The sequence below is a fragment of the Methylohalomonas lacus genome, from assembly GCF_024808875.1.
GTDB classification, from domain to species: Bacteria; Pseudomonadota; Gammaproteobacteria; order Methylohalomonadales; family Methylohalomonadaceae; genus Methylohalomonas; species Methylohalomonas lacus.
Window position 1 is genome coordinate 1 of record NZ_JANUCT010000022.1, and the last position, 21,373, is coordinate 21,373.

General features: G+C 58.9%; 16 protein-coding genes and 1 riboswitch. Of the genes, 8 read left to right on the plus strand and 8 right to left on the minus strand.

What is annotated here, in order from left to right; translation table 11 throughout:
• Nucleotides 1-222: 222 nt before the first annotated feature.
• From J2T55_RS12030 to J2T55_RS12065, 8 genes are all read right to left on the minus strand, one after another.
• On the minus strand, nt 223-567 hold the full coding sequence (locus tag J2T55_RS12030; RefSeq protein WP_259057294.1) for a TraR/DksA family transcriptional regulator: 345 nt from the start codon (nt 565-567) through the stop codon (nt 223-225).
• 2 nt (nt 568-569) lie between these two features.
• Nucleotides 570-869: a hypothetical protein gene (locus tag J2T55_RS12035; protein ID WP_259057296.1), complete on the minus strand. Its 300-nt coding sequence runs from the start codon at nt 867-869 to the stop codon at nt 570-572.
• Nucleotides 870-1,128: 259 nt separating this feature from the next.
• Nucleotides 1,129-2,151 carry a class I fructose-bisphosphate aldolase gene (locus J2T55_RS12040; protein ID WP_259057298.1) on the minus strand — a complete coding sequence of 341 codons (1,023 nt, stop codon included), beginning with the start codon at nt 2,149-2,151 and terminating at the stop codon, nt 1,129-1,131.
• Nucleotides 2,152-2,293: 142 nt separating this feature from the next.
• Nucleotides 2,294-3,736, minus strand: coding sequence for a pyruvate kinase (gene pyk / locus J2T55_RS12045; RefSeq protein WP_259057306.1), 1,443 nt, complete (start codon nt 3,734-3,736; stop codon nt 2,294-2,296).
• A gap of 211 nt (nt 3,737-3,947) precedes the next feature.
• A complete protein-coding gene (locus J2T55_RS12050) occupies nt 3,948-5,183 on the minus strand; it encodes a phosphoglycerate kinase (protein ID WP_310521989.1) in 1,236 nt (411 codons plus the stop codon).
• Between the two features lie 83 nt (nt 5,184-5,266).
• Complete coding sequence (gap, locus tag J2T55_RS12055) at nt 5,267-6,280, minus strand: type I glyceraldehyde-3-phosphate dehydrogenase (protein ID WP_259057308.1); 1,014 nt, start codon at nt 6,278-6,280, stop codon at nt 5,267-5,269.
• Nucleotides 6,281-6,382: 102 nt separating this feature from the next.
• Nucleotides 6,383-8,398 (minus strand): transketolase, encoded by a 2,016-nt coding sequence (gene tkt, locus J2T55_RS12060; RefSeq protein ID WP_259057309.1) that lies wholly within the window; start codon nt 8,396-8,398, stop codon nt 6,383-6,385.
• A 289-nt stretch (nt 8,399-8,687) separates the two neighbouring features.
• Nucleotides 8,688-9,239 (minus strand): thioredoxin family protein, encoded by a 552-nt coding sequence (locus J2T55_RS12065; protein WP_259057311.1) that lies wholly within the window; start codon nt 9,237-9,239, stop codon nt 8,688-8,690.
• A 165-nt stretch (nt 9,240-9,404) separates the two neighbouring features.
• Between J2T55_RS12065 and metK the strand changes: the two genes are divergently transcribed.
• The 8 genes from metK (at nt 9,405) to J2T55_RS12105 (ending at nt 21,369) form a co-directional block, all read left to right on the plus strand.
• The gene (metK, locus tag J2T55_RS12070; protein WP_259057313.1) at nt 9,405-10,580 is read left to right on the plus strand and encodes a methionine adenosyltransferase; all 1,176 of its coding nucleotides are present in this window, start codon (nt 9,405-9,407) and stop codon (nt 10,578-10,580) included.
• A gap of 96 nt (nt 10,581-10,676) precedes the next feature.
• Nucleotides 10,677-10,795, plus strand: a riboswitch (S-adenosyl-L-homocysteine riboswitch).
• A 20-nt stretch (nt 10,796-10,815) separates the two neighbouring features.
• On the plus strand, nt 10,816-12,240 hold the full coding sequence (gene ahcY, locus J2T55_RS12075) for an adenosylhomocysteinase (protein ID WP_259057315.1): 1,425 nt from the start codon (nt 10,816-10,818) through the stop codon (nt 12,238-12,240).
• 87 nt (nt 12,241-12,327) lie between these two features.
• Nucleotides 12,328-13,227: a methylenetetrahydrofolate reductase [NAD(P)H] gene (metF, locus tag J2T55_RS12080; protein WP_259057317.1), complete on the plus strand. Its 900-nt coding sequence runs from the start codon at nt 12,328-12,330 to the stop codon at nt 13,225-13,227.
• Between the two features lie 174 nt (nt 13,228-13,401).
• Complete coding sequence (locus J2T55_RS12085; RefSeq protein ID WP_259057320.1) at nt 13,402-14,862, plus strand: sigma-54-dependent transcriptional regulator; 1,461 nt, start codon at nt 13,402-13,404, stop codon at nt 14,860-14,862.
• Nucleotides 14,863-14,864: 2 nt separating this feature from the next.
• Nucleotides 14,865-16,106 carry an ExeA family protein gene (locus tag J2T55_RS12090; protein ID WP_259057321.1) on the plus strand — a complete coding sequence of 414 codons (1,242 nt, stop codon included), beginning with the start codon at nt 14,865-14,867 and terminating at the stop codon, nt 16,104-16,106.
• Nucleotides 16,107-16,165: 59 nt separating this feature from the next.
• The gene (locus J2T55_RS12095; protein WP_259057324.1) at nt 16,166-17,893 is read left to right on the plus strand and encodes a type II secretion system protein GspD; all 1,728 of its coding nucleotides are present in this window, start codon (nt 16,166-16,168) and stop codon (nt 17,891-17,893) included.
• Between the two features lie 3 nt (nt 17,894-17,896).
• The gene (locus J2T55_RS12100; RefSeq protein WP_259057326.1) at nt 17,897-19,654 is read left to right on the plus strand and encodes a tetratricopeptide repeat protein; all 1,758 of its coding nucleotides are present in this window, start codon (nt 17,897-17,899) and stop codon (nt 19,652-19,654) included.
• A 23-nt stretch (nt 19,655-19,677) separates the two neighbouring features.
• Nucleotides 19,678-21,369, plus strand: coding sequence for a GspE/PulE family protein (locus tag J2T55_RS12105; protein WP_259057379.1), 1,692 nt, complete (start codon nt 19,678-19,680; stop codon nt 21,367-21,369).
• The last annotated feature ends 4 nt before the right edge of the window (nt 21,370-21,373 follow it).

Sequence of the window (21,373 nt, forward strand, 5' to 3'; positions counted from 1 at the left end):
TACTGGATACACGACTGGGCCGGGTCATCCGCCCAGCTTGAATGTGTAACCCATGTCCCCGGTTTAATGTGTTACCGATGTCTCCGACCCGTACATGGGGGTGAATGAAATATACCCGGTAATCCGGTCTCCCTCCGAAATCCGCGCACTCTTTAGTTCATGTTTCGCCGACTGAAGTCGGCTCCTGCAAAATAATCAGTCGCGTTCATTCGCGGTCCCAATTCATTCCTTCGCTTCGGCGCACTTGATGCAGAGCGTAACCGTCGGGTTGGCCCTGAGCCGTCCTTCGGCAATTTCCTCGCCGCAGTCGAAGCATTCGCCGAAACTGCCGTCGTCGATGCGTTCAAGCGCGGCGCCGATCGCTCTCAGTTCGGCCTCGGCGCGTTGCTGGCCGGCCTGGGCCATGGCCTGGCCCTGCAGGGCGTCCATGCGTGACAGCCGGCCGGTGCGGGTCTGGTCGAGTTCCACGGTGCTGCTGGCGTCTTTGCGCGTCTCGGCCAGTTCTTCCAGCTGTTGGCGGTAGTCGAGCAATAACTGCCGGTACTGTTCCAGCGTTTGTTCATCCATGGTTATTGGCCCGGTTTGCCGCCGCCCATGGCGGCGATCAGCTGGTTGCGCACGGCTGCGTCCATATTCTTGCAGTCCGCCATGGCTTTGTTGAAGGCCTTCACCTGTTCGTCGTGGGCATCGAGCAGCTGCTCCAGCTTGAGATTTTCGGCGATCGTCGCTTCGCCGCCCTGTTTGTACTTCTCGTCCAGCTCTACCATGAAGCTGAAGTAGGCCTGCTTGGTCTCGCTCATGGCGAGATAGGCCTCGTAGGCCGGGCGCGCCTCGGGCGGCAGATCATCGGGGCTGGGATCGTCGGACATGGGTCTTTACCTGGGAAATTACCGCGAATGCACGCGAATAAACGCAAATGACTACACCATTGCAGGGGCCGACTTCAGTCGGCGAAACATGAACTAAAGGGTGTACGGATTTTAATCCGCTCCCACAATGGCGGGCCTTGCCAATCACCAGTCACCAATTAACCATCCAGACCAAGTGATTTGCGTGTATTCGCGCTCATTCGCGGTTTCATTCTGGCCGGCCCTGCTCTCGCTTGAGAACAATACCGGTCCCTGAACCTCAGGCCGCCTTTTCGGCGCTGGCGTCGTACTTGCCGAGAGTGGCCAGGCCGTTGCACTTCTCACGGTGCAGGAGGATCTTCTGGGCTTCCTGGACGTTGTCGGGATTGCCACTCCAGGCCTTGAGGCAGGGCTCCTGCAGAGCGCGGCCATAGGAGAATGACAGCGGCCACGGCAGATCGGTGTACTTGCGGTTCATCAGGTTCAGGTGTTCGGTGGCCTTGGCCGCGCTCTGGCCGCCGGACAGGAAGACGATGCCGGGTAGCGATGCCGGTACGGTGTTCTTCAGGCACTTCACCGTCAGATCGGCGACCTGGTCCGGCTCCGCCTGGGTCGGGCATTGCTTGCCGGAGACCACCATGTTGACCTTCAGGATCGTGTGCTCGATGGAGACGCCCTGGCGATAGAGTTGATCGAACAGTGTGTGCAGCGTGCGCTCGGTGACGTTGAAGCAGCGCTCGATCGTGTTGTCGGCGTCCATCAGGGTTTCCGGTTCGACCATCGGCACCAGGCCGGCTTCCTGGCACAGCGCGGCGTAGCGCGCCAGCGCGTGGCAGTTGGCCTCGATGCAGGCCTGGCTGGGAATGTGGTCGCCGATGGTGATGACGGCGCGCCACTTGGCAAACTTGGCGCCGAGTTCGACGTATTCGTTCAGCCGTTCGCGCAGGCCGTCGAGGCCCTCGGTGACTTTCTCGTCCGGATGGCCGGCCAGGTCCTTGGCGCCGGTGTCGACCTTGATGCCGGGCATGATGCCTTGGTCGACCAGCGCTTTGGTGAACGGTGTGCCGTCGGCGGTTTTCTGGCGAATGGTCTCGTCGTACAGGATCATGCCGCTGACGTAGTCGTTGCCGCCGGGGGTGGTGATCAGCAGCTCGCGGTAGGCGCGGCGCGTCTCCTCGGTTGACTCGACGTTGATGCTGTCGAAGCGTTTCTTGATGGTGCCGGTGCTCTCGTCGATGGCGAGGATGCCCTTGCCCTTCTCGACCATCTTCTGGGCAATCCCGGTGAGATCGTTCGTACTCATGTTCTGTGGTACCTCGTTGGTTTAAGCCAATAGCTCGCGGTTTGCTGATAGCGTCTCTCTATAGTCTCACCGGCTATCAGCCCTGCCGGCCCGAGTATATAAACCGTGGCCGCCGACTTCCAGCCATGCACCCGGCCGGGGCCTAGATGGAGTGCTCGAGCGCCTCGCCGACGCGCAGGATTTTCATGTTATTGGTACCGCCACGGGCGCCACGCAGGTCGCCCTTGGTGATGATGACGATGTCGTTGTTCTTGACGATGCCGCGGCTCATGAGAATCTCGATCATGTCCTTGTTCGCCTCCAGCGGATCGGCATGGGTGATATCGAAGCCGATCGGGTAAACGCCGCGGAACAGCTTCATCTTGCGCTGCGTGCCGACGTGGCGGGTGAAGGCAAAAATCGGGATGCCCGAACTGATGCGCGACATCCACACGCAGGTCGAACCGGTCTCGGTCAGCGCGGCGATGGCGCGGGCGCCGATGTGGTTGGCCGCGTACATGGTCGACATGGCGATGGCCTCGTCGATGCGCTCGAAGCGCTGGTTGATGCGGTGATCGGAGATGCGCGCCATGCGCTGCTTCTCGGTCTCGGCACAGATGCGCGACATGGCGGCGACGGCCTTGTCCGGGTAGCGGCCAATGCTGGTCTCGGCCGACAGCATGACCGCGTCGGTGCCGTCGAGCACGGCGTTGGCGACGTCGAAGACCTCGGCGCGGGTCGGCATCTGGTGCTCGATCATCGATTCCATCATCTGCGTGGCGGTGATCACGGCACGATCCATTTCGCGGGCGATCTTGATCAGGCGCTTCTGCGCCGGCGGCAGCGCGGCGTCGCCGATTTCCACGCCGAGATCGCCGCGCGCGATCATGATGGCGTCGGACACCTCGACGATCTCCTCGACATGATCCAGCGCCTCGGCGCGCTCGATCTTGGCGATGATGCCGGCATTGCTGCCCGCATCCTTGAGCAGTTCACGCGCCTCGTTGATGTCGTCGGCGGTGCGCGGGAAGGAGATCGCGACGTAGTCGACGCCGAGATCGACGGCATGGATCAGGTCGGATTTGTCCTTGTCGGTAAGTGCCGTCGCCGACAGCCCGCCGCCGAGCCGGTTCAGCCCCTTGTTGCCGGTCAGTTCGCCGCCGAGCATGACCTCGCAGGAAACCTCGTTGCCGGTGACGTCCTTGACCCGCAACACGATGCGGCCGTCATCGACCAGCAGCGTGTCGCCGGCCTTCACGTCCCGGGGCAGGTCCTTGTAGCTGACGCCAACCTGGCTTTCGTCGCCGAGATGGCTGGGCAGCTCGGTGTTGATGACGAACGTGGCCGAGTCGCGCAGGTTGACCTTGTCGTTGACGAAACGCTCGAGACGAATCTTCGGCCCCTGCAGGTCAGCGATCACGCCGATCTCGACACCGCGCGCGGCGGTGCGCTCGCGGATGGTCTGCATGCGCTTGGCGTGCTCGGCCTGGTCCTGGTGGGAATAGTTGAGCCGGAACAGATCGACGCCGGCATCCAGCAGGCGATCGATGGTGGCCGGGTCGTCAGTGGCCGGGCCGAGTGTGGCGATGATTTTCGTGCGTCTCATTGAGTGTAGTTTGTTATTCCGTATGCGGTAGATCAGCTTGTATATGAACCGCCAATGAACACGAATAAACGCAAATACTGAAAATGGGAATATTTCGGTTCAGACTCTGTCACAGGAGTGCTTGCGGCCCTTACATTGTTGTTGTTCATCATATCTGGCTATGAAAAAACATTTGCGTTAATTCGCGTTCATTGGCGGTTTCGGTTTTAACTTAGTATTCCCGCGCGCGTTCCATGGCAGCCCAAGCGCGGGCCGACTCCTCAAGCATGGCGATCGCCGGGAGGGTGTCGCCCTGCAGAAATTCGAGGAATGCGCCGCCGCCGGTGGAGATGTAGGACACCCGGTCGGAGAGTCCGAACCTGGCGATGGCCGCGACCGTGTCACCGCCGCCGGCGATCGAGAACGCGTTGCTGGCCACAATGGCGTCGGCCAGCGTGCGCGTGCCAGCGGCGAAGCGGTCGAATTCGAACACGCCCAGCGGCCCGTTCCAAATGATCGTGCCGGCGCCGCCGGCCATCTGTGCCAGGCGTGCAGCGGTCTCCGGACCAACGTCGAGGATCAGGTCATCGTCGGCGATGTCGGCGACTTTTTTCGTCGTCGCCTCGGCGTCGGCGCTGAATTCCTTTGCCACGACGACGTCGCTGGGCAGCGGAATCTCACTGCCGGCCTGTTCGGCCTTTTTCAGCATGGCCGCTGCGCTGTCGACCAGGTCGGCCTCGTGCAGGGAGTTGCCGATCGGCAGGCCGGCGGCCTTCATGAAGGTGTTGGCGATGCCGCCGCCGACGATCAACTGGTCGACCTTGTCGATCATCTGGTCCAGCAGGTCCAGCTTGCCGGACACCTTGGCGCCGCCGACGATCGCCAGCAATGGCCGCGCCGGCTCGTCCAGCGCCTTGCTCAGGGCGTTCAGTTCCGCCAGCATCAGCGGCCCGGCGACGGCCACCGGCGCATACTTGGCAACGCCGGAGGTTGAGGCCTGGGCCCGGTGCGCCGTGCCGAAGGCGTCGTTGACGTAGACGTTGCAGAGCGCGGCCATGTGCCGGGCCAGATCCTCGTCGTCCTCGGTTTCGCCCTTTTCAAAGCGGACGTTCTCGCACATCACCACCTGGCCGGGTTCGACGTCGATACCATGAATCCAGTCCTCTATCAGCGGCACGTCGCGACCGAGCAGCTCCGCCAGGCGTTTTGCCACCGGCGCCAGCGACAGTTCCGGATCGCGCTCGCCGTCCTTCGGTCGGCCGAGGTGCGAAACCAGCATCACGGCGGCGCCGGCTTCGAGCAGCTCCTCGATGGCCGGCAGGCTGGCGCGGATACGGGTGTCGTCAGAGACGTGGCTTTCGCCTTCGTGACTGATGGGCACGTTGAAATCCACCCGCATCAATACCTTCTTGTCGGACATATCCAGGTCCGACAGCTTGAGGACATCCTTGGTATGCATATGCGTCATGGCGATAGCCCGTTATTGAATCAAAACATTGTTAAGTGTGTATGGCCGAACATCCCTGTCTTGTCCCGTCAGCCGGCGGTGCGTCATTTCGCCGCCATCAGCGCGATCGAGGTATCGATCATGCGATTGGAAAAACCCCACTCGTTGTCATACCAGGCAATCACCTTGACCTGTGTGCCGCCCAGCACCTTGGTCAGCGCCGCGTCATAGGTTGAGGAAGCCGGGTTGTGGTTGAAGTCGATCGACACCAGCGGCTCATCATTGATCATTAATATATTCTGCAGCGGGCCGTTGGCAGCGTCGCGCAGTACCTGGTCGACCTCGTCCTTGCTGGTGGCACGTGAGGCCTGGAAAGACAGATCGACCATCGATACGTTGATGGTCGGCACGCGCACGGCGAAGCCATCAAGCTTGCCGTTGAGATCCGGCAGCACCAGGCCGACCGCGGCCGCGGCGCCGGTCTTGGTCGGGATCAGCGACTGCGTGGCACTGCGTGCGCGGCGCAGATCCTTGTGATAGACATCGGTCAGCACCTGGTCGTTGGTGTACGAGTGGATCGTGGTCATGATGCCGCTTTCGACGCCGATCGCTTCGTGCAGCGGCTTGACCAGTGGCGCCAGGCAGTTGGTGGTGCAGGAAGCGTTCGAGATCACCGTGTCGCTGGCCTTGAGTGTTTCATGATTGACGCCGTAGACGATCGTGGCGTCGACGTCCTTGTCACCGGGCGCAGAAATGACGACCTTCTTCGCGCCGGCGTCGATGTGCGCGCCGGCCTTGGCCTTGCTTGTGAACAGGCCGGTGCACTCCATGACCAGGTCGACACCCAGTTCGCGCCAGGGGCAGTTGGCCGGGTCGCGTTCGGAGCTGACATGGATGCGATCGCCGTTGACCACCATGTGGTCGCCGTCGACCTCGACCGTGCCGGGGAACTTGCCGTGGGCGCTGTCATGGCGGGTCAGGTGCGCGTTGACGCCGGCATCGCCGAGATCGTTGATGCCGACGATCTGGATGTCGTTCGTGCGCCCGGTCTCATAGACCGCCCGCAGCACGTTTCTGCCAATGCGGCCGTAGCCGTTGATTGCAACCTTGATGGGCATTGTTCTATATCCTCTTGATTGAATCCCTGTGCAGGAGCCCGGCTTGCCAGGCGAACTTCTTCAGCCTGTTCGCGCCGTGAAGCTGTGCCCCTGCGGTAACTTTTAATTTGCGGTGAACGCGTCGACCATCTCGATGAGTTTCGTTTCGGTGAAGCCGAAGTATTCGAATACGTCACTGGCCGGCGCCGATTCACCAAAGCTGCGCATGCCGAGCACGCGACCGTCGAGGCCGACGTACTTGTACCAGTAGTCGGCGCTGCCGGCCTCGATGGCGATACGCTGGCGGCAGCTTGTTGGCAACACCGCCTCGCGGTAGGTCGAATCCTGGGCGTCGAACAGGTCGGTGCAGGGCATCGACACGACGCGCACGCGCCGCCCCTGGTCGTTGAGCTGGCGGGCGACATCCGCCGCCAGTTGCACCTCCGAACCGGTGGCGATCAGGATCAGTTCCGGTTCGCCGTCGCCATCCACCAGTACGTAGCCGCCGCGCGAGATATCCGCCAGCTGGGCCTCGTTGCGCGGCTGGTGGGCCAGGTTCTGGCGCGACAGCAGCAGCGCGGTCGGGCCGTCATTGCGGGCGATGGCGTGTTGCCAGGCCACTGCCGTCTCGACCGTGTCACACGGCCGCCACACCGACAGGTTCGGAATCAGGCGCAGCGAACCGGCCTGTTCGACCGCCTGGTGGGTCGGACCGTCCTCGCCGAGGCCAATCGAGTCGTGCGTCAGCACGTGAATATTGCGCTGTTTCATCAGCGCCGACATGCGGATGGCATTGCGTGCATAGTCGGAAAAGATCAGGAACGTGCCGCCGTAGGGGATGAAGCCGCCATGCAGCGCCAGCCCGTTGTTGATCGCGGTCATGCCGAATTCGCGCACGCCATAGTAGAGATAGTTGCCGGCCGGGGTGTCGGCGCTGTTGGTCGTCGAACCCGACCAGATGGTGTTGTTGGAACCGGCCAGGTCCGCCGAGCCGCCGATCAGTTCTGTCAGCGCCGGGCCGTAGGCGTCGAGCGTGTTCTGCGAGGCCTTGCGGCTGGCGATCGTCTCGCCCTTGTCGGCACAGGTATGGACGTAGGTGGCGACCGTGTCGGCCCAGTTCTCCGGCAGTTCGCCGCGCTGGCGGCGTTCGAACTCGGCGGCGAGTTCGGGATAGCTCTTCTTCCAGGTGTTGTACTTGACGGTCCAATCGGATTCCAGTGCCACGCCGCGGGTCTGGGCGTCCCAGGCGGCGTAGATTTCCGCCGGTACCTCGAAGGCCGGGTGCGGCCATTCGAGCTGTTCGCGTGCCAGCTGGATTTCGTCCTCGCCCAGCGGCGCGCCGTGGCTGGATTCCTTGCCCTGCTTGTTCGGTGCGCCATAGCCAATGACGGTGCGGCAGACGATGAGCGATGGCCGTTCGGTCTCGGCGCGGGCTGCCTCGATGGCCTTTTTCACCGCGTCGGCGTCGTGGCCGTCGATGCCCTTGCCGTCGGCGCCACCGATGACGTGCCAGCCATAGGCCTCGAAGCGTTTGACCGTGTCGTCAGTAAACCAGCCCTCGATCTCGCCATCGATGGAGATGTTGTTGCTGTCGTAGAAGCCGATCAGCTTACCCAGTTTCAGGGTACCGGCGAGCGAACAGACCTCGTGCGAGATGCCCTCCATCAGGCAGCCGTCACCCATGAACACGTAGGTGTAATGGTCGACAATATCGAAGTCGTCGCGGTTGAATTGCGCCGCCAGCGTGCGCTCGGCGATTGCCATGCCGACCGCGTTGGCCAGGCCCTGGCCGAGCGGACCGGTGGTGGTCTCGACGCCGGGCGTGTAGCCGAATTCCGGGTGGCCCGGTGTTTGCGAATGCAGCTGGCGGAAATTTTTCAGTTCTTCCAGGGGCAGGCCGTAGCCGGTCAGGTGCAGCAGCGAGTACAGCAGCATCGAACCGTGGCCGTTCGACAGCACGAAACGGTCGCGGTCGGTCCAGTTCGGGTTGGCCGGGTTATGGCGCAGGTAGTCGTTCCACAGTACCTCGGCGATGTCGGCCATGCCCATGGGCGCGCCCGGGTGGCCGGATTTGGCCTGTTGTACGGCGTCCATACTGAGCGCGCGGATGGCATTGGCGAGTTCGCGCCTGGAGGGCATAACTGACTCCTGTCCCATGGTTAAGCGTTAGCGTTCGTCATTATTTGGGGCAGGGGTGACTGAATCGGGCCGTTGAACCCGCAGTGCCGTGGCTTGTTCTTCGGGTGAAATTGCGCCAGCCGCCAGTCAGTCTGTCAGCGGGTATGTGAAGAGGTAACCCTGCCTGTCCTGAAAACCGCCTATTTTCGCTCAGCCGCGGTGTGTGGGCAAGAAGAAGCTGGCACTGGTTGCTGGAAGAACGGCCGGCCGGTTGCACAGCAACCGGCTTACCAGCCAATAAGCGAGTGGACTATCGCCATTTAATCGAGCAGCCCATGCTCGGGATCTGATCGGCGGGTCCCTGCCCGGTCTCGGCCACCTGTTTCATCGCCTCGAACAGCTCACGCCGGGCGTCGCCCGGTGCCGGCTCGGTTTTGCTGGCGTCGAGCCGGCCGCGGTATTGCAGGCCGAGATCGGCGTTGTAGCCGAAGAAGTCCGGCGTACAGACGGCGCCGTAGGCACGCGCGACTTCCTGGGTCTGGTCGATCAGGTAGGGAAAATGGAAATCGTGCTCGCGCGCGAAGCGCTGCATATTAGCGAAGCTGTCTTCGGGATAGTTGTCGCTGTCGTTCGGCATGATGGCCACGGCGCCGGCGCCCAGGTTGCGCAATTCGCGGGTGTCGCGCACGAGCCGGTCGATGATGGCTTTTACATAGGGGCAGTGGTTGCAGATGAACATCACCAGCGTACCCCGCTCGCCGGCACAGTCGGTAAGTGTCCACTCCTTTTCATCAACGCCTTTGAGGCTGAATTCAGGTGCCGGTTGGCCAAATTCGCAGACGGGTGTCTCGGTCAGGCTCATACTACCTCCAGGTCAGAACTTTAATAGGGCCCTATACATTTTATTAGCATATAAATCAGTCAGTTAGGTCTCAGGATACCCTGAATTACATAGAACTGAAATGAAATTGTCGAATAAATACGATATACTGCTCGGCCTAAATTAATTCAAACATGGAATAGATTCATGGCCGATAGTTACGTATTTACCTCCGAATCCGTTGGTGAAGGTCACCCGGATAAAATGAGTGACCAGATCTCCGATGCCATTCTGGACGCTTACCTTGAGCAGGACCCGAATGCCCGCGTTGCCTGTGAGACGCTGACCAAGACTGGCCTGGCGATGGTCGCCGGCGAGATCAAGGTTCAGCCGGGCGTGCACATTGAAACCGAAGACCTGATTCGCGACGTTATCCGCGACATCGGTTACACCAGCTCCGACATGGGCTTCGATGCCGATACCTGCGCCGTCCTGAACGCGCTCGGCAAGCAGTCCGCCGATATCAACCAGGGCGTTGATCGCGAGGACCCCGAAAAGATGGGTGCCGGCGACCAGGGCATCATGTTTGGCTATGCCTGCAAGGAAACCGAGCATCTGATGCCGATGCCGATCGATCTGTCGCATCAGCTGGTGCGCAAGCAGACCGAGATTCGCAAGAACGGTGTCGACTGGCTGCGTCCCGACGCCAAGAGCCAGGTTTCCGTGCGTTATGAAGATGGCAAGCCGGCCGGTATCACCGCCGTCGTGCTGTCGACCCAGCATAGCGACGAAGTTGATGACAAGACCATTCATGACACTGTCATGGAACAGATCATCAAGCCGGTGCTGCCGACCGAATGGCTGACCAAGGAAACCGAGTATCACATTAACCCGACCGGCCGTTTCGTTGTCGGTGGCCCGCTGGGTGACTGTGGTCTGACCGGCCGCAAGATTATTGTTGATACCTACGGTGGTATGGCCCGTCACGGTGGTGGTGCTTTCTCCGGCAAGGACCCGTCCAAGGTTGACCGCTCTGCTGCCTATGCCGCGCGCTACGTCGCCAAGAACGTCGTCGCCGCCGGCCTGGCCGACAAGTGCGAGATTCAGCTGTCTTACGCCATCGGTGTTGCCGAACCGACCTCGGTTCACGTCGATACTTTCGGTACCGGCAAGGTCGACAGCAAGCAGCTGGAAGGCGCCATCCGCGAGGTCTTCGACCTGCGTCCGTATGGCATCATCAAGATGCTGGATCTGCTGAAACCGGGTTACCGTCCGACCGCCGCCTATGGCCACTTTGGTCGTGACGAATTCACCTGGGAAAAGACCGACCGCGCCGATGCATTGCGCGATGCCGTCGGTGGCAAGGCTGCCGCTAACGGTTAATATTATTAGCAGGCGCGCAGTTCGCTGCGCGATTTGAATCGCCCGGTTATGCCGGGCGCCTGCAGGCTGCCACAGGCAGCATAGAAATAGGGTCCGGGCGCCAAGGAGCGTTGCAACCCGACCCCACAATCCGCTTTGTAGATTGAAGGCTGATTGTGGGGTCGGGCCAGGCTTGGTGACACGGACATTAAATATTCAAACGTCGCTCGTGAATCGTTTATGGAGATTACTAACGATGAACGCTGTCGCAGACAAAGTCCTGAAAGAACAGGATTACCATATTAAGGACATCAACCAGGCCAGTTTCGGTCGCAAGGAAATCGCCATTGCGGAAACCGAAATGCCGGGTCTGGTTGCCACCCGCGAGGAATACGCCAGCAAGCAGCCGCTCAAGGGCGCCAAGATCGCCGGTTCGCTGCACATGACCATTCAGACGGCTGTGCTGATCGAAACCCTGAAGGCGCTGGGCGCCGATGTGCGCTGGGCTTCCTGCAACATCTACTCGACCCAGGACCACGCCGCCGCCGCAATTGCCGCTGGTGGTACGCCGGTTTTCGCCTACAAGGGCGAGAGCATGGAAGAGTACTGGGAATTCACCCATAAGATTATGGAATGGCATGACGGCGGTACGCCGAACATGATCCTGGACGACGGTGGTGACGCCACGTTGCTGGTTACCCTGGGTGCCAAGGCCGAGCAGGATCCGTCGATCGTCGAGAATCCCTCGAACGACGAAGAGAAGTACCTGTTCGCCGCTATCAAGAAGCGCCTAAAGGACAAGCCGGGTTTCTACACCGAGATCGCCAAGAACATCAAGGGCGTGACCGAGGAAACCACCACCGGTGTTGCCCGCCTTTATCGCATGATGAAGGACGGTACGCTTAACTTCCCGGCCATCAACGTCAACGACTCGGTGACCAAGTCCAAGTTTGACAACCTGTATGGTTGCCGTGAGTCGCTGGTCGACAGCATCAAGCGTGCGACCGACGTAATGATCGCCGGCAAGACCGCCGTTGTTGCCGGTTATGGTGACGTCGGTAAGGGTTCCGCGCAGTCACTGCGTAACCTGGGCGCCATCGTCTGGATCACTGAAGTTGACCCGATTTGTGCCCTGCAGGCGGCGATGGAAGGCTTCAAGGTTGTCACCATGGAAGAAGCGATTCCGCACTGTGACATCTTTGTGACCGCCACCGGCAACTACAACGTCATTACTTATGATGACATGTCTAAGATGAAGGAACAGGCCATCGTCTGTAACATCGGCCACTTCGACAACGAGATCGACGTTGCTACGCTGGAGCAGAAGTGCAAGTGGGACAACATCAAGGACCAGGTTGATCACGTCATCTTCGAAGACGGCAAGCGCATCATCCTGCTGGCCCGCGGTCGCCTGGTAAACCTGGGCTGCGCCACCGGCCATCCGTCCTTCGTGATGTCCAACAGCTTCACCAACCAGACGCTGGCCCAGATCGAGCTCTGGAACAACGACGGCAAGTATGAAAACAAGGTTTACATGTTGCCGAAGAAGCTGGACGAGAAGGTTGCCGAACTGCATCTGAAGAAGATCAACGCCAACCTGACCAAGCTCACGAAGGAGCAGGCGGACTATATCGGCGTTACCGTCGACGGCCCGTTCAAGCCGGAGCACTATCGCTACTAAGCCTTGAAGCTTTGTTCGTAAAAGCCGCCCCGTCAGCCGACGGGGCGGTGTTTACTGATTCAAACTTCAAAGCAGGTGCTTACTATTATGAAGACTCAAAAAAAGTATCCGGCAAAGTACAGCTTCGAGTTCTTTCCGCCGCGTACGCCCGAGGCAGCCGGCAAGCTGCAGATGGCACAGGAACGCCTGGCCAAGTTCAATCCGGATTTCTTTTCCGTGACGTTTGGCGCCGGTGGTACGACCCGCGACCGGACCATGGAAACGGTACTCGATATTCGCGAGAAAACCGGCATTGAGGGTGTACCGCATATTTCCTGTATCGGTTATGGCACGGATCACATCAAGGAGATCCTGAATACCTACAAGGAAAAGGATATCAAGAGCCTGGTCGTGCTGCGCGGTGATATGCCTTCAGGTACTGCGGGCATGGGACCGCTGCGTTATGCCAACGAGCTGGTCGAATTCATTCGCAAGGAATATGGCGATTACTTTCATATTGAGGTCGCCGCCTATCCGGAAGTCCATCCGCAGGCGCCGAGCGTCAAGCACGACCTGCAGAACTTCAAGCGCAAGGTGGATGCCGGTGCCGATACGGCGATCACGCAGTATTTCTATAACGCCGAGGCGTATTTCCGCTTCATCGACGACTGCGAGAAACTCGGTATCGATATTCCCATCGTTCCGGGTGTCATGCCGATCATTAACTGCACCCAGCTGGTGCGTTTTTCCGAGGCCTGTGGCGCAGAAATCCCGCGCTTCATCCTGAAACGGTTACGGGACTTCGGTGACGATCGCGTATCCATACGCGAGTTCGGTATTGATGTGACCACCCAACTGGCGGAAACCCTGCTGGAAGGTGGCGCGCCGGGGATGCATATCTACACGCTGAACCAGCCGGAAGCCTCGGAGGCGATCCTGAAGAATCTCGGTATTGATAAGAACCGTAATGCCAAGGAAGCAAAACCGAAGGCGGCCAAGGCTGGTTAGTTGTCATGCTTGACCGTACTTAACCTTGAAAAGGCGCTGCTTGGCAGCGCCTTTTTTTTGTGCGCGATTGCTTGGCGCCGTGTTGAATCACAGGCTGTAGCCGCGGTTATTGCCGTCCAGCCGTCACGGGTGTATTTTGAATGATCGATTACCCGAGTTAAGGCGGCATTTTCCATGTATTCCGGCAATGAAGCGGTGCATAAGACACCCGCGCCAGAAAAACCGGTATTGTTGCTGGTCGATGATGATCCCTTGATCGCCGAATCGCTGGCCCTGGCGCTGGAAGATGATTACGTGGTGTATACCTCGGCAACGCGTGGTAAAACCAAGTCATTGTTGCAAACCGCCGAGACACAGCCAGCCCTGGCGCTGGTCGATCTCGGGTTACCGCCTACCCCGCATGCCCCGGATGAGGGTTTCACGCTAATCAGCGAATTGTTGGCGTTCAACCGGCAGATCCGCATCCTGGTTCTGTCCGGGCAAAGCGAGCGAGAAAATATCCAGCACGCGCTAACGCTCGGGGCAGTGGATTTCGTACCCAAACCCTGTGATATCGAACTGCTGAAGACGCGTCTGCAGCATCAGCTGATGCTACTTGATGCCGAAATCAGGGCCGAGTCGGAAACAGCCGCTGATGAACCGGCGTTGCTGGGCAACAGTACTGCCATGCAGATGCTGCGCTCACTCATCAGTCAGTTCGCCGATTCACCGTTTTCCATTCTTATCGAGGGCGAGTCCGGCAGCGGCAAGGAACTGGTCGCACGACAATTGCATGCCGAGAGCAGCCGGGCGCAGGAGCCGTTTTTGACCATCAACTGTGCCGCGTTTACGCCGGAGCTGCTCGAGGCGCAGCTGTTTGGTCATGCCCGGGGGGCGTTTACCGGCGCCGCCAGCGACCGGGCCGGTTTTTTCGAGGCGGCCGGTAGCGGCAGCCTGTTGCTGGACGAGATTGGCGAGCTGCCGCTGGAGCTGCAATCGAAACTGCTGCGCGTACTGGAAAACGGTGAGTATTACCGTCTCGGCGAGACCCGGCCGCGCCAGGCAAGTTGCCGGATTATTGCCGCCACGAACCGCGATCTGCGGGCCGAGGTGCGCAACGGCAGCTTTCGCCAGGATCTGTTTCACCGCCTCGGTGTGCTCAGTCTGAGTGTGCCGCCATTGCGCGAGCGCGGCGCTGACTGCCTGGACCTGGTGGACTATTTCTGCCGTGTCTACGCGCCACAGGCGCAGCCGTTCCGGCTGACGCCGGCAGCGCGCGAGGAGCTCGGCAGTTACGCGTTCCCGGGTAACGTGCGCGAGCTGCGCAATATCGTTATTCGCCTGCTGACCAAGTATCCGGGCGCCGAGGTGGACGCCGGGCCGCTGCGCGCCGAGCTCGAATCGACGGTGTACGATGAGCCCGTCTCAGCTTCCGAACAGACACCGGCCGATGATAGTGGCGCGGCGGTGGAACACGATTTGCAGAGTCCCGGGTTCGATCTGGACACCCGCCTGCGGCAGTGGGAGCAGCAGTACATTGACGCCGCCATGCGCCTGAGCGAGGGTAATCTGAGCCGCGCGGCACGGCTTCTCGGTATCAACCGTACTACACTTTACAGCAGGATCCAGCGCCTCGAGAAAGAGGGTCAGGGCTGACAATGTACTACGAACACTTCGGTTTCCGGCACCCGCCGTTCAGGATTACCCCGGATACGTCACTGTTCTTTCCCGGCGGTAACCGCGGCGCGATCCTCGAAGCGCTCGGCTACGCCATCCGCAACGGCGAGGGCATCATCAAGGTGGTGGGTGAGGTCGGTAGTGGCAAGACCATGCTCTGCCGGATGTTGGAACTGGAGTTGCCGCAGAATGTCGAGATCGTCTACCTCGCCAATCCACGCCTGTCGCCGGACAATATCCTGCAGGCCATTGCCTTCGAGCTGAAGCTGCCGGTGGCGGATACCGACAACCGCCTGCAGGTCATGCAGAGCCTGCAGCAATACCTGTTGGAACGCCATGCGGACAACAAACAGGTGGTCATGTTCGTCGAGGAAGCCCAGGCCATGCCGCTGGCAACGCTTGAGGAAATCCGCTTACTGAGCAACCTGGAAACCAATCAGCACAAGCTGCTCCAGATCGTGCTGTTCGGTCAGCCGGAATTGGACGACATGCTCGCCAAACCGCAAATCCGTCAGCTGAAGGAGCGGATCACCTACCATTTCAATCTCGAATCGCTGCGCCACGCCGAAATTCGCGATTATCTCAACGCGCGGCTGCGCAGCAGCGGCTACCGCGGCCAGAACCTGTTCACGGCCGCTGCCATCAACCGGATCGCGCGCTACTCGCGCGGCCTGCTGCGACGTGTCAATATCCTGGCTGACAAGGCGTTACTCGCGGCATTTGCTGACAATGCCCGGCGTATCGGTCGGCGCCAGGTGATGGCCGCGGTGCGCGACAGCGAGTTTCGACTGCCATGGACACATTACCTGATGCCGGCGATGCTCGCCCTGCTGTTTCTGGCAGCGGGCATGTTTGCTTATCAGCAGGCTGACCGGCTGTTGCCGGTATTGCCACAGCAGGCCCCCCTGGCTGTCGACGACGCCGATGACCCGGCGTCACAGCATCAACCCAGGGTCGGCCGCGAGCCGTTGCCGGCCGACAATGTCTGGGCCCGGGTCGACCCGTATGCCGGCATTGCAACAGAGCAAATCAAGCCAATGGAAGAAAAGCTCAGCCCAGCGGACGGCACCAGCACCAGCTTCACCGACAGCATCATGCGTCAGCAGTTGAGCAAGCTGCCACCGGAAGAGGTCTGGCTGGAAGCATCGCAGGAACCGGGGGCGACCTGCAAAAGATGTACGGCCATTATATACAGACCATTGCAAGGCACTGAAAAACTGTAATTATTTTCAAGTATGGCGCTATAATGGCGTCATCTCGCACAACGCATAGGGGACGTTGAGTGATTAACCCTACCAGCTGTCGTTTCCTGGTTTTGCTTGCCGCCAGCGCTTTGTTGTCGGCCGGCTGCGCCGAAATCGAACCCAAGCCATACTCGCGCTCGGAAGGCCATATTGAAGCGAGCGATCCCGATGCCGCTCCGAAGGCCGAGATTCCGGAGGTGACCACGCAGTCACCGGTACTGCCGGAACCCACGCCGGCCGCTGCCCTGGAAAAATACACCGTCGTCGTCAATGAGGTGCCAGTCAAGGAGTTGCTGTTTGCGCTGGCGCGGGATGCCGATCTGAATGTCGATCTGTATCCGGGCATTGATGGCCTGGTGACGCTGAATGCGGTCGACCAGACGTTGCCGCAGATCCTTGATCGCATCAGCCGTCAGGTTGACATACGTTACGAATTCGAAGACAACAACATCATCGTTTCGCCGGACACACCTTTTTTCAAAAGCTATACCGTCGACTACGTCAACATGTCGCGCAATACCACGGCCGGTAACCAGCTGGCCACACAAATCAATACAACTGGAGGCGATACTGTAGGTGGCGGTGGCGGTAGCGGCGGCGGTAGTCGCGGCGGTGGCAATAATTCGACCACTGATGTACAGAGTACATCCAACAATCTGTTCTGGCAGCGTCTGGTCAGCAATGTCGCAGCGATTATCGATGATCCGATCGGCCAGCAGCGCGGTAGCGATGGCGACATACCCAGCAGCGCGAATATAGTGGCCACACCCGAGGCCGGCACAATCAACGTTCGAGCAACCTCAAAACAGCATGAATATATAGAAGAACATGTAAGTAACGTCGTAGAAAGCGCGCAACGACAAGTTCTGATTCAAGCAACGATTGTAGAGGTGGAGCTAAACGATCAATACGAGGCGGGCGTTAACTGGCAAGCGTTAGATATAGCTGAAAGCTCTCTCAGTATCGCTTCGAATACAATTTTTAATCCTATAAGGGCTGGTGCAGCTAATATAGGCAACTCAGTAACTGGCGGAGATAGCACATCATCCGTGCTCGCACTGGAATATGATGGCAATGATTTTTCATCGCTTATCAATTTGCTTGAAGAGTTTGGTAACACAAATGTTTTATCAAGCCCGCAACTGATGGTGCTCAATAATCAGACCGCTGTTCTCAAGGCAGTTGAGAATTTTGTTTATTTCGAAATAGAAGCAGACACTACGTCGACTCAGACCAATGCAATAACAACTGTGGATTCTGAAGTCAGGACGGTGCCTATAGGTGTCGTTATGGCTGTAACACCACAAATATCTAATTCTGGTGTGGTTACACTTAATGTGCGTCCTACTGTTTCGGATCAGGCGCGTGATGCTGTCGCTGATCCCGCAATTGGTTTGATTAGGGCCCAAATTAGTCAGAGTAACGGCGGGGCAGCATCAGACATTCAAATTCCAGACAATCTTGTTCCAGTTATACGCGTTCGTGAGATGGAATCCATGTTGCGGTTGAATAGTGGGCAAACAGCAGTTCTCGGTGGATTAATGCAAAACCGTGATGTGGAAAGCGAAAATGCTATCCCCGGCCTTTCCAAGATCCCATTGTTTGGTCGCGCTTTTCAAAGTAAGAGAAGAAGCCTTAGAAAAAGCGAACTCGTGATCTTCCTCCGACCAGTTATAGTCAATAATCCCAATCTTGATCAGGATCTAGAGAATTATAGACAGTTCCTGGATCAGGGTTTTGATAAGGGAAGCGCGGAGAGGGACTAAGAAGTGAGTCTGCTCATGGATGCCCTGCGCAAGGCCGAGCAGGAGAAAAAGGCAGCTGCCAAACGCTTGCGCGAACAGCAGGAGACGCAGGAGCATCAGCAGACCGGCAGCGCCGATTCATCGTTGCAACTTGAAGACATCGGTGCCGAAGATAAAACAGATACTCCCGAAGCCGATACAACGGACAGCAATGATTCGCCACAGTACAGCACCTGGCAAGCGCCCAGGACAGAACTTGAGCTGACAGCGCTGGAACGTGCTCAGCCGCTGTCCGCGGCCACGACGACCGAAACTGAAAGCCATCCAGACACAACACCCGTTGCCGGTGATGAGACATTGATCGAACTCAATCGGGACGATGTATCGGCGGAGCTGGATCTGGATGTGACGGGACAGGAGTCAGCACCGGTATCGGCCTTCGCGCATAGTGATGCCGAGTTGTCCCTGGAACCGGACGATAACACGCAGGCTGATGAGCCGGGGAACGAGGCTTTCATAAATACGAATGAGCATCTGCGCACAGATTCTGGAATAGAAGGGACAGACAGAAAGGAAGATAATGAAGAAAACGAAGAAGTAACCTATACCGACACATTGCGTGAGGAACGTGGTCCAGCCAAAAAGCGTGCCGGCTCTGACTCGCTGAGTTACGAGCAGCTTGATAGCCCGGCTGCGGCACGGCAGGTGTTTGCCGCAAGGCGAACTGCTTCATCAGCGACGCTGACCATAATCGTACTGGTCTTGCTGATCGTTATCGGCCTGACCGCATCCGGTATCTTCTACTACTACAGTGTCACGCCCATGGTGCGCGATATCGCTTCACCGCGAGTGGCGGGAGAAATGGAAAGCCGCCAGCGTCCTGCCATGGAACTGATAACCCCGACTGAAGCACCATCGCAGGTAGCAGCGCTGCCTGAGAGTGGCAGCGCGACGGCGACGACCGAGAGTGTGCCGGAACGTTCCGCAACGGACAGTGAGGATGAGGAAACTGTTACTGAACAAGCTGCGCTCGACAACACGCCAGAACAGAACGTTACAGCCACAGAACCGCCCGCAGCTGAATCCACGCAGGCAGATGATAGTCGCCTTGCGTCAGCGGCTGAAACAGCTGAAGCGCCGATCGAGGAGCTTGAGCTGAGCCCTGCATTGCTGAAGATCAGCCGCTCAGAGGGCAGTACGGACGTAAGCCAGACCGTGAATGAGGCCTATGCCGCCTACCGGCGTGGTGACCTGGAACAGGCGCAGACGCTCTATCGGCGTGTACTGCGTGACAACCCGGAAGAACGCAATGCCTTGCTGGGCCTCGGTGCGATCGCGGTACAGCAGGGCCGCTTCGATGCGGCCTATCGCTATTACGCTGATATTCTGCGGCAGAATCCAGCAGACCGTGCTGCCGGTACTGCACTTATTTCCATGCAACAGCAAAGTGATCCGGCCAGCAGTGAGGCACGTATAAAGCGCATGCTTGCCGATGAGCCGAATGCCGGTTACCTGCATCAGGCGCTGGGGAATGTCTATGCGCAGAATCAGCGCTGGCCACAGGCGCAGCAAGCCTATTTCGATGCGTATAGTAATGACAGCGACAACGCGGACTATGCCTATAATCTGGCGGTCAGTCTTGATCACCTGGGCCAGGCCGACACCGCGCTTGAATACTATGTTCGCGCGCTGGAGCTGGCTACTGACCAGCCGATCAGCTTTACCCGTCAGTCAGCGCAGGCGCGCATCAATCAAATCAGACAGGCCGGTGATATAAAGTGACCGCAGGGCCACACAAAAGACCCATGCGCATCGGCGAGATTCTGGTCCAGAAAGGCGTTACAACGCCGGACCAGGTCAATATCGCCCTGACCGAGCAGAAAAAGAGCAAAGAGCATCTGGGCAAGATACTGGTCAAGCTCGGCTTCGCCACGGAAGCAATCATCCGCGATGTTCTGGGCGGTGTACTTGGCCAGGAAAGTGTGGACCTATCACATGCCATCATCGATGCCGATGCTGTCAGGCTGATTCACCAGGATATTGCCCGGCGTTACCGTGTGTTACCGCTGACCTACGACACCAAGAATGAGCGTCTGACCATTGCCATGGCCGATACATTTGACCTCGTGGCAATGGACCAGATTGTCGCAGAGGTTGGTGACAGTGTTGAGATCGTTCCCCTGCTTACCGGCGAAGGTGAAATTGAGACCGCCATAGATCGGGCTTACGGTTTTGAGCTGTCCGTGGACGGTATTCTGAATGAAATCGAAACCGGCGAGATTGACTACCAGAGCCTGGATGCCGAATCGGACGAGTATAGCCAGCCGGTGGTCAGACTGGTCAATGCACTGTTGTCCGATGCGGTCAAACGTGATGCCTCGGACATACACTTTGAGCCGGAAGAAGGCTTTCTGCGCTTTCGTTACCGCATCGATGGTGTATTGCGACAGATTCGCAGCCTGCACAAGAACTACTGGTCGGCACTGGCAGTCAGGCTGAAGGTGATGGCCGGCATGGACATCGCCGAGACGCGGGCACCGCAGGACGGCCGTATTTCACTGACGCTGTCCGGCCGTACCGTCGATTTTCGTGTTTCCACGCTACCCACCGTGCATGGTGAGAATATCGTCCTACGCGTGCTCGATCGCTCACGTGGCATCGTGTCAATGGAAGAGCTGGGCCTGCAGCCGGAGGCCATGGATCTGCTCAAACTGATGGTGGCTCGCCCCGAGGGCATCATCATGGTGACGGGACCCACCGGCAGCGGCAAGACGACCACACTTTATTCGCTGCTGAATTATCTCAACACGGAATCCGTTAACATCATGACCCTGGAGGATCCGGTCGAATACCCGACCTCAATGATTCGCCAGACATCGGTCAATGAATCAATCCGCCTGGATTTTGCCAGTGGTATCCGTTCCATGATGCGCCAGGATCCGGACATCATTCTGGTCGGCGAGATTCGCGACGAGGATACCGCCAATATGGCGTTTCGCGCGGCCATGACCGGCCATCAGGTGTTCTCGACACTGCATACCAACTCCGCCATCGGCGCGATTCCGCGGCTGCTGGATATCGGTATTCTGCCGGACATCCTGTCGGGCAATATCATCGGTATCCTGGCACAGCGACTCATTCGACGTCTGTGCGTGAACTGCAAGGAACCCTACGAGATGTCGGAGCTTGAACGCGGCCTGCTGGGCCTGAAGATCAGTGAACGGGAGCAACCGCTGTACCGGGCAACTGGCTGCAGTAAATGTGAGAACACCGGTTATCGTGGACGTATAGCGCTGATGGAACTGCTGCATTTTGACGCGGACATCGACGAGTTGATAGCGCGTCGCGCGACACCAAAGGAAATCCGCAAACTCGCGGTCGCCAAGGGCTTCAGGACACTGGCAGAAGTCGGGGCGGCCCGGGTCATGGAAGGCGTAACGAGTATCGACGAGGTCAGTCGCGTCGTAGATTTGACCAGCCGGTTGAAGCAGGGCTGAGCGG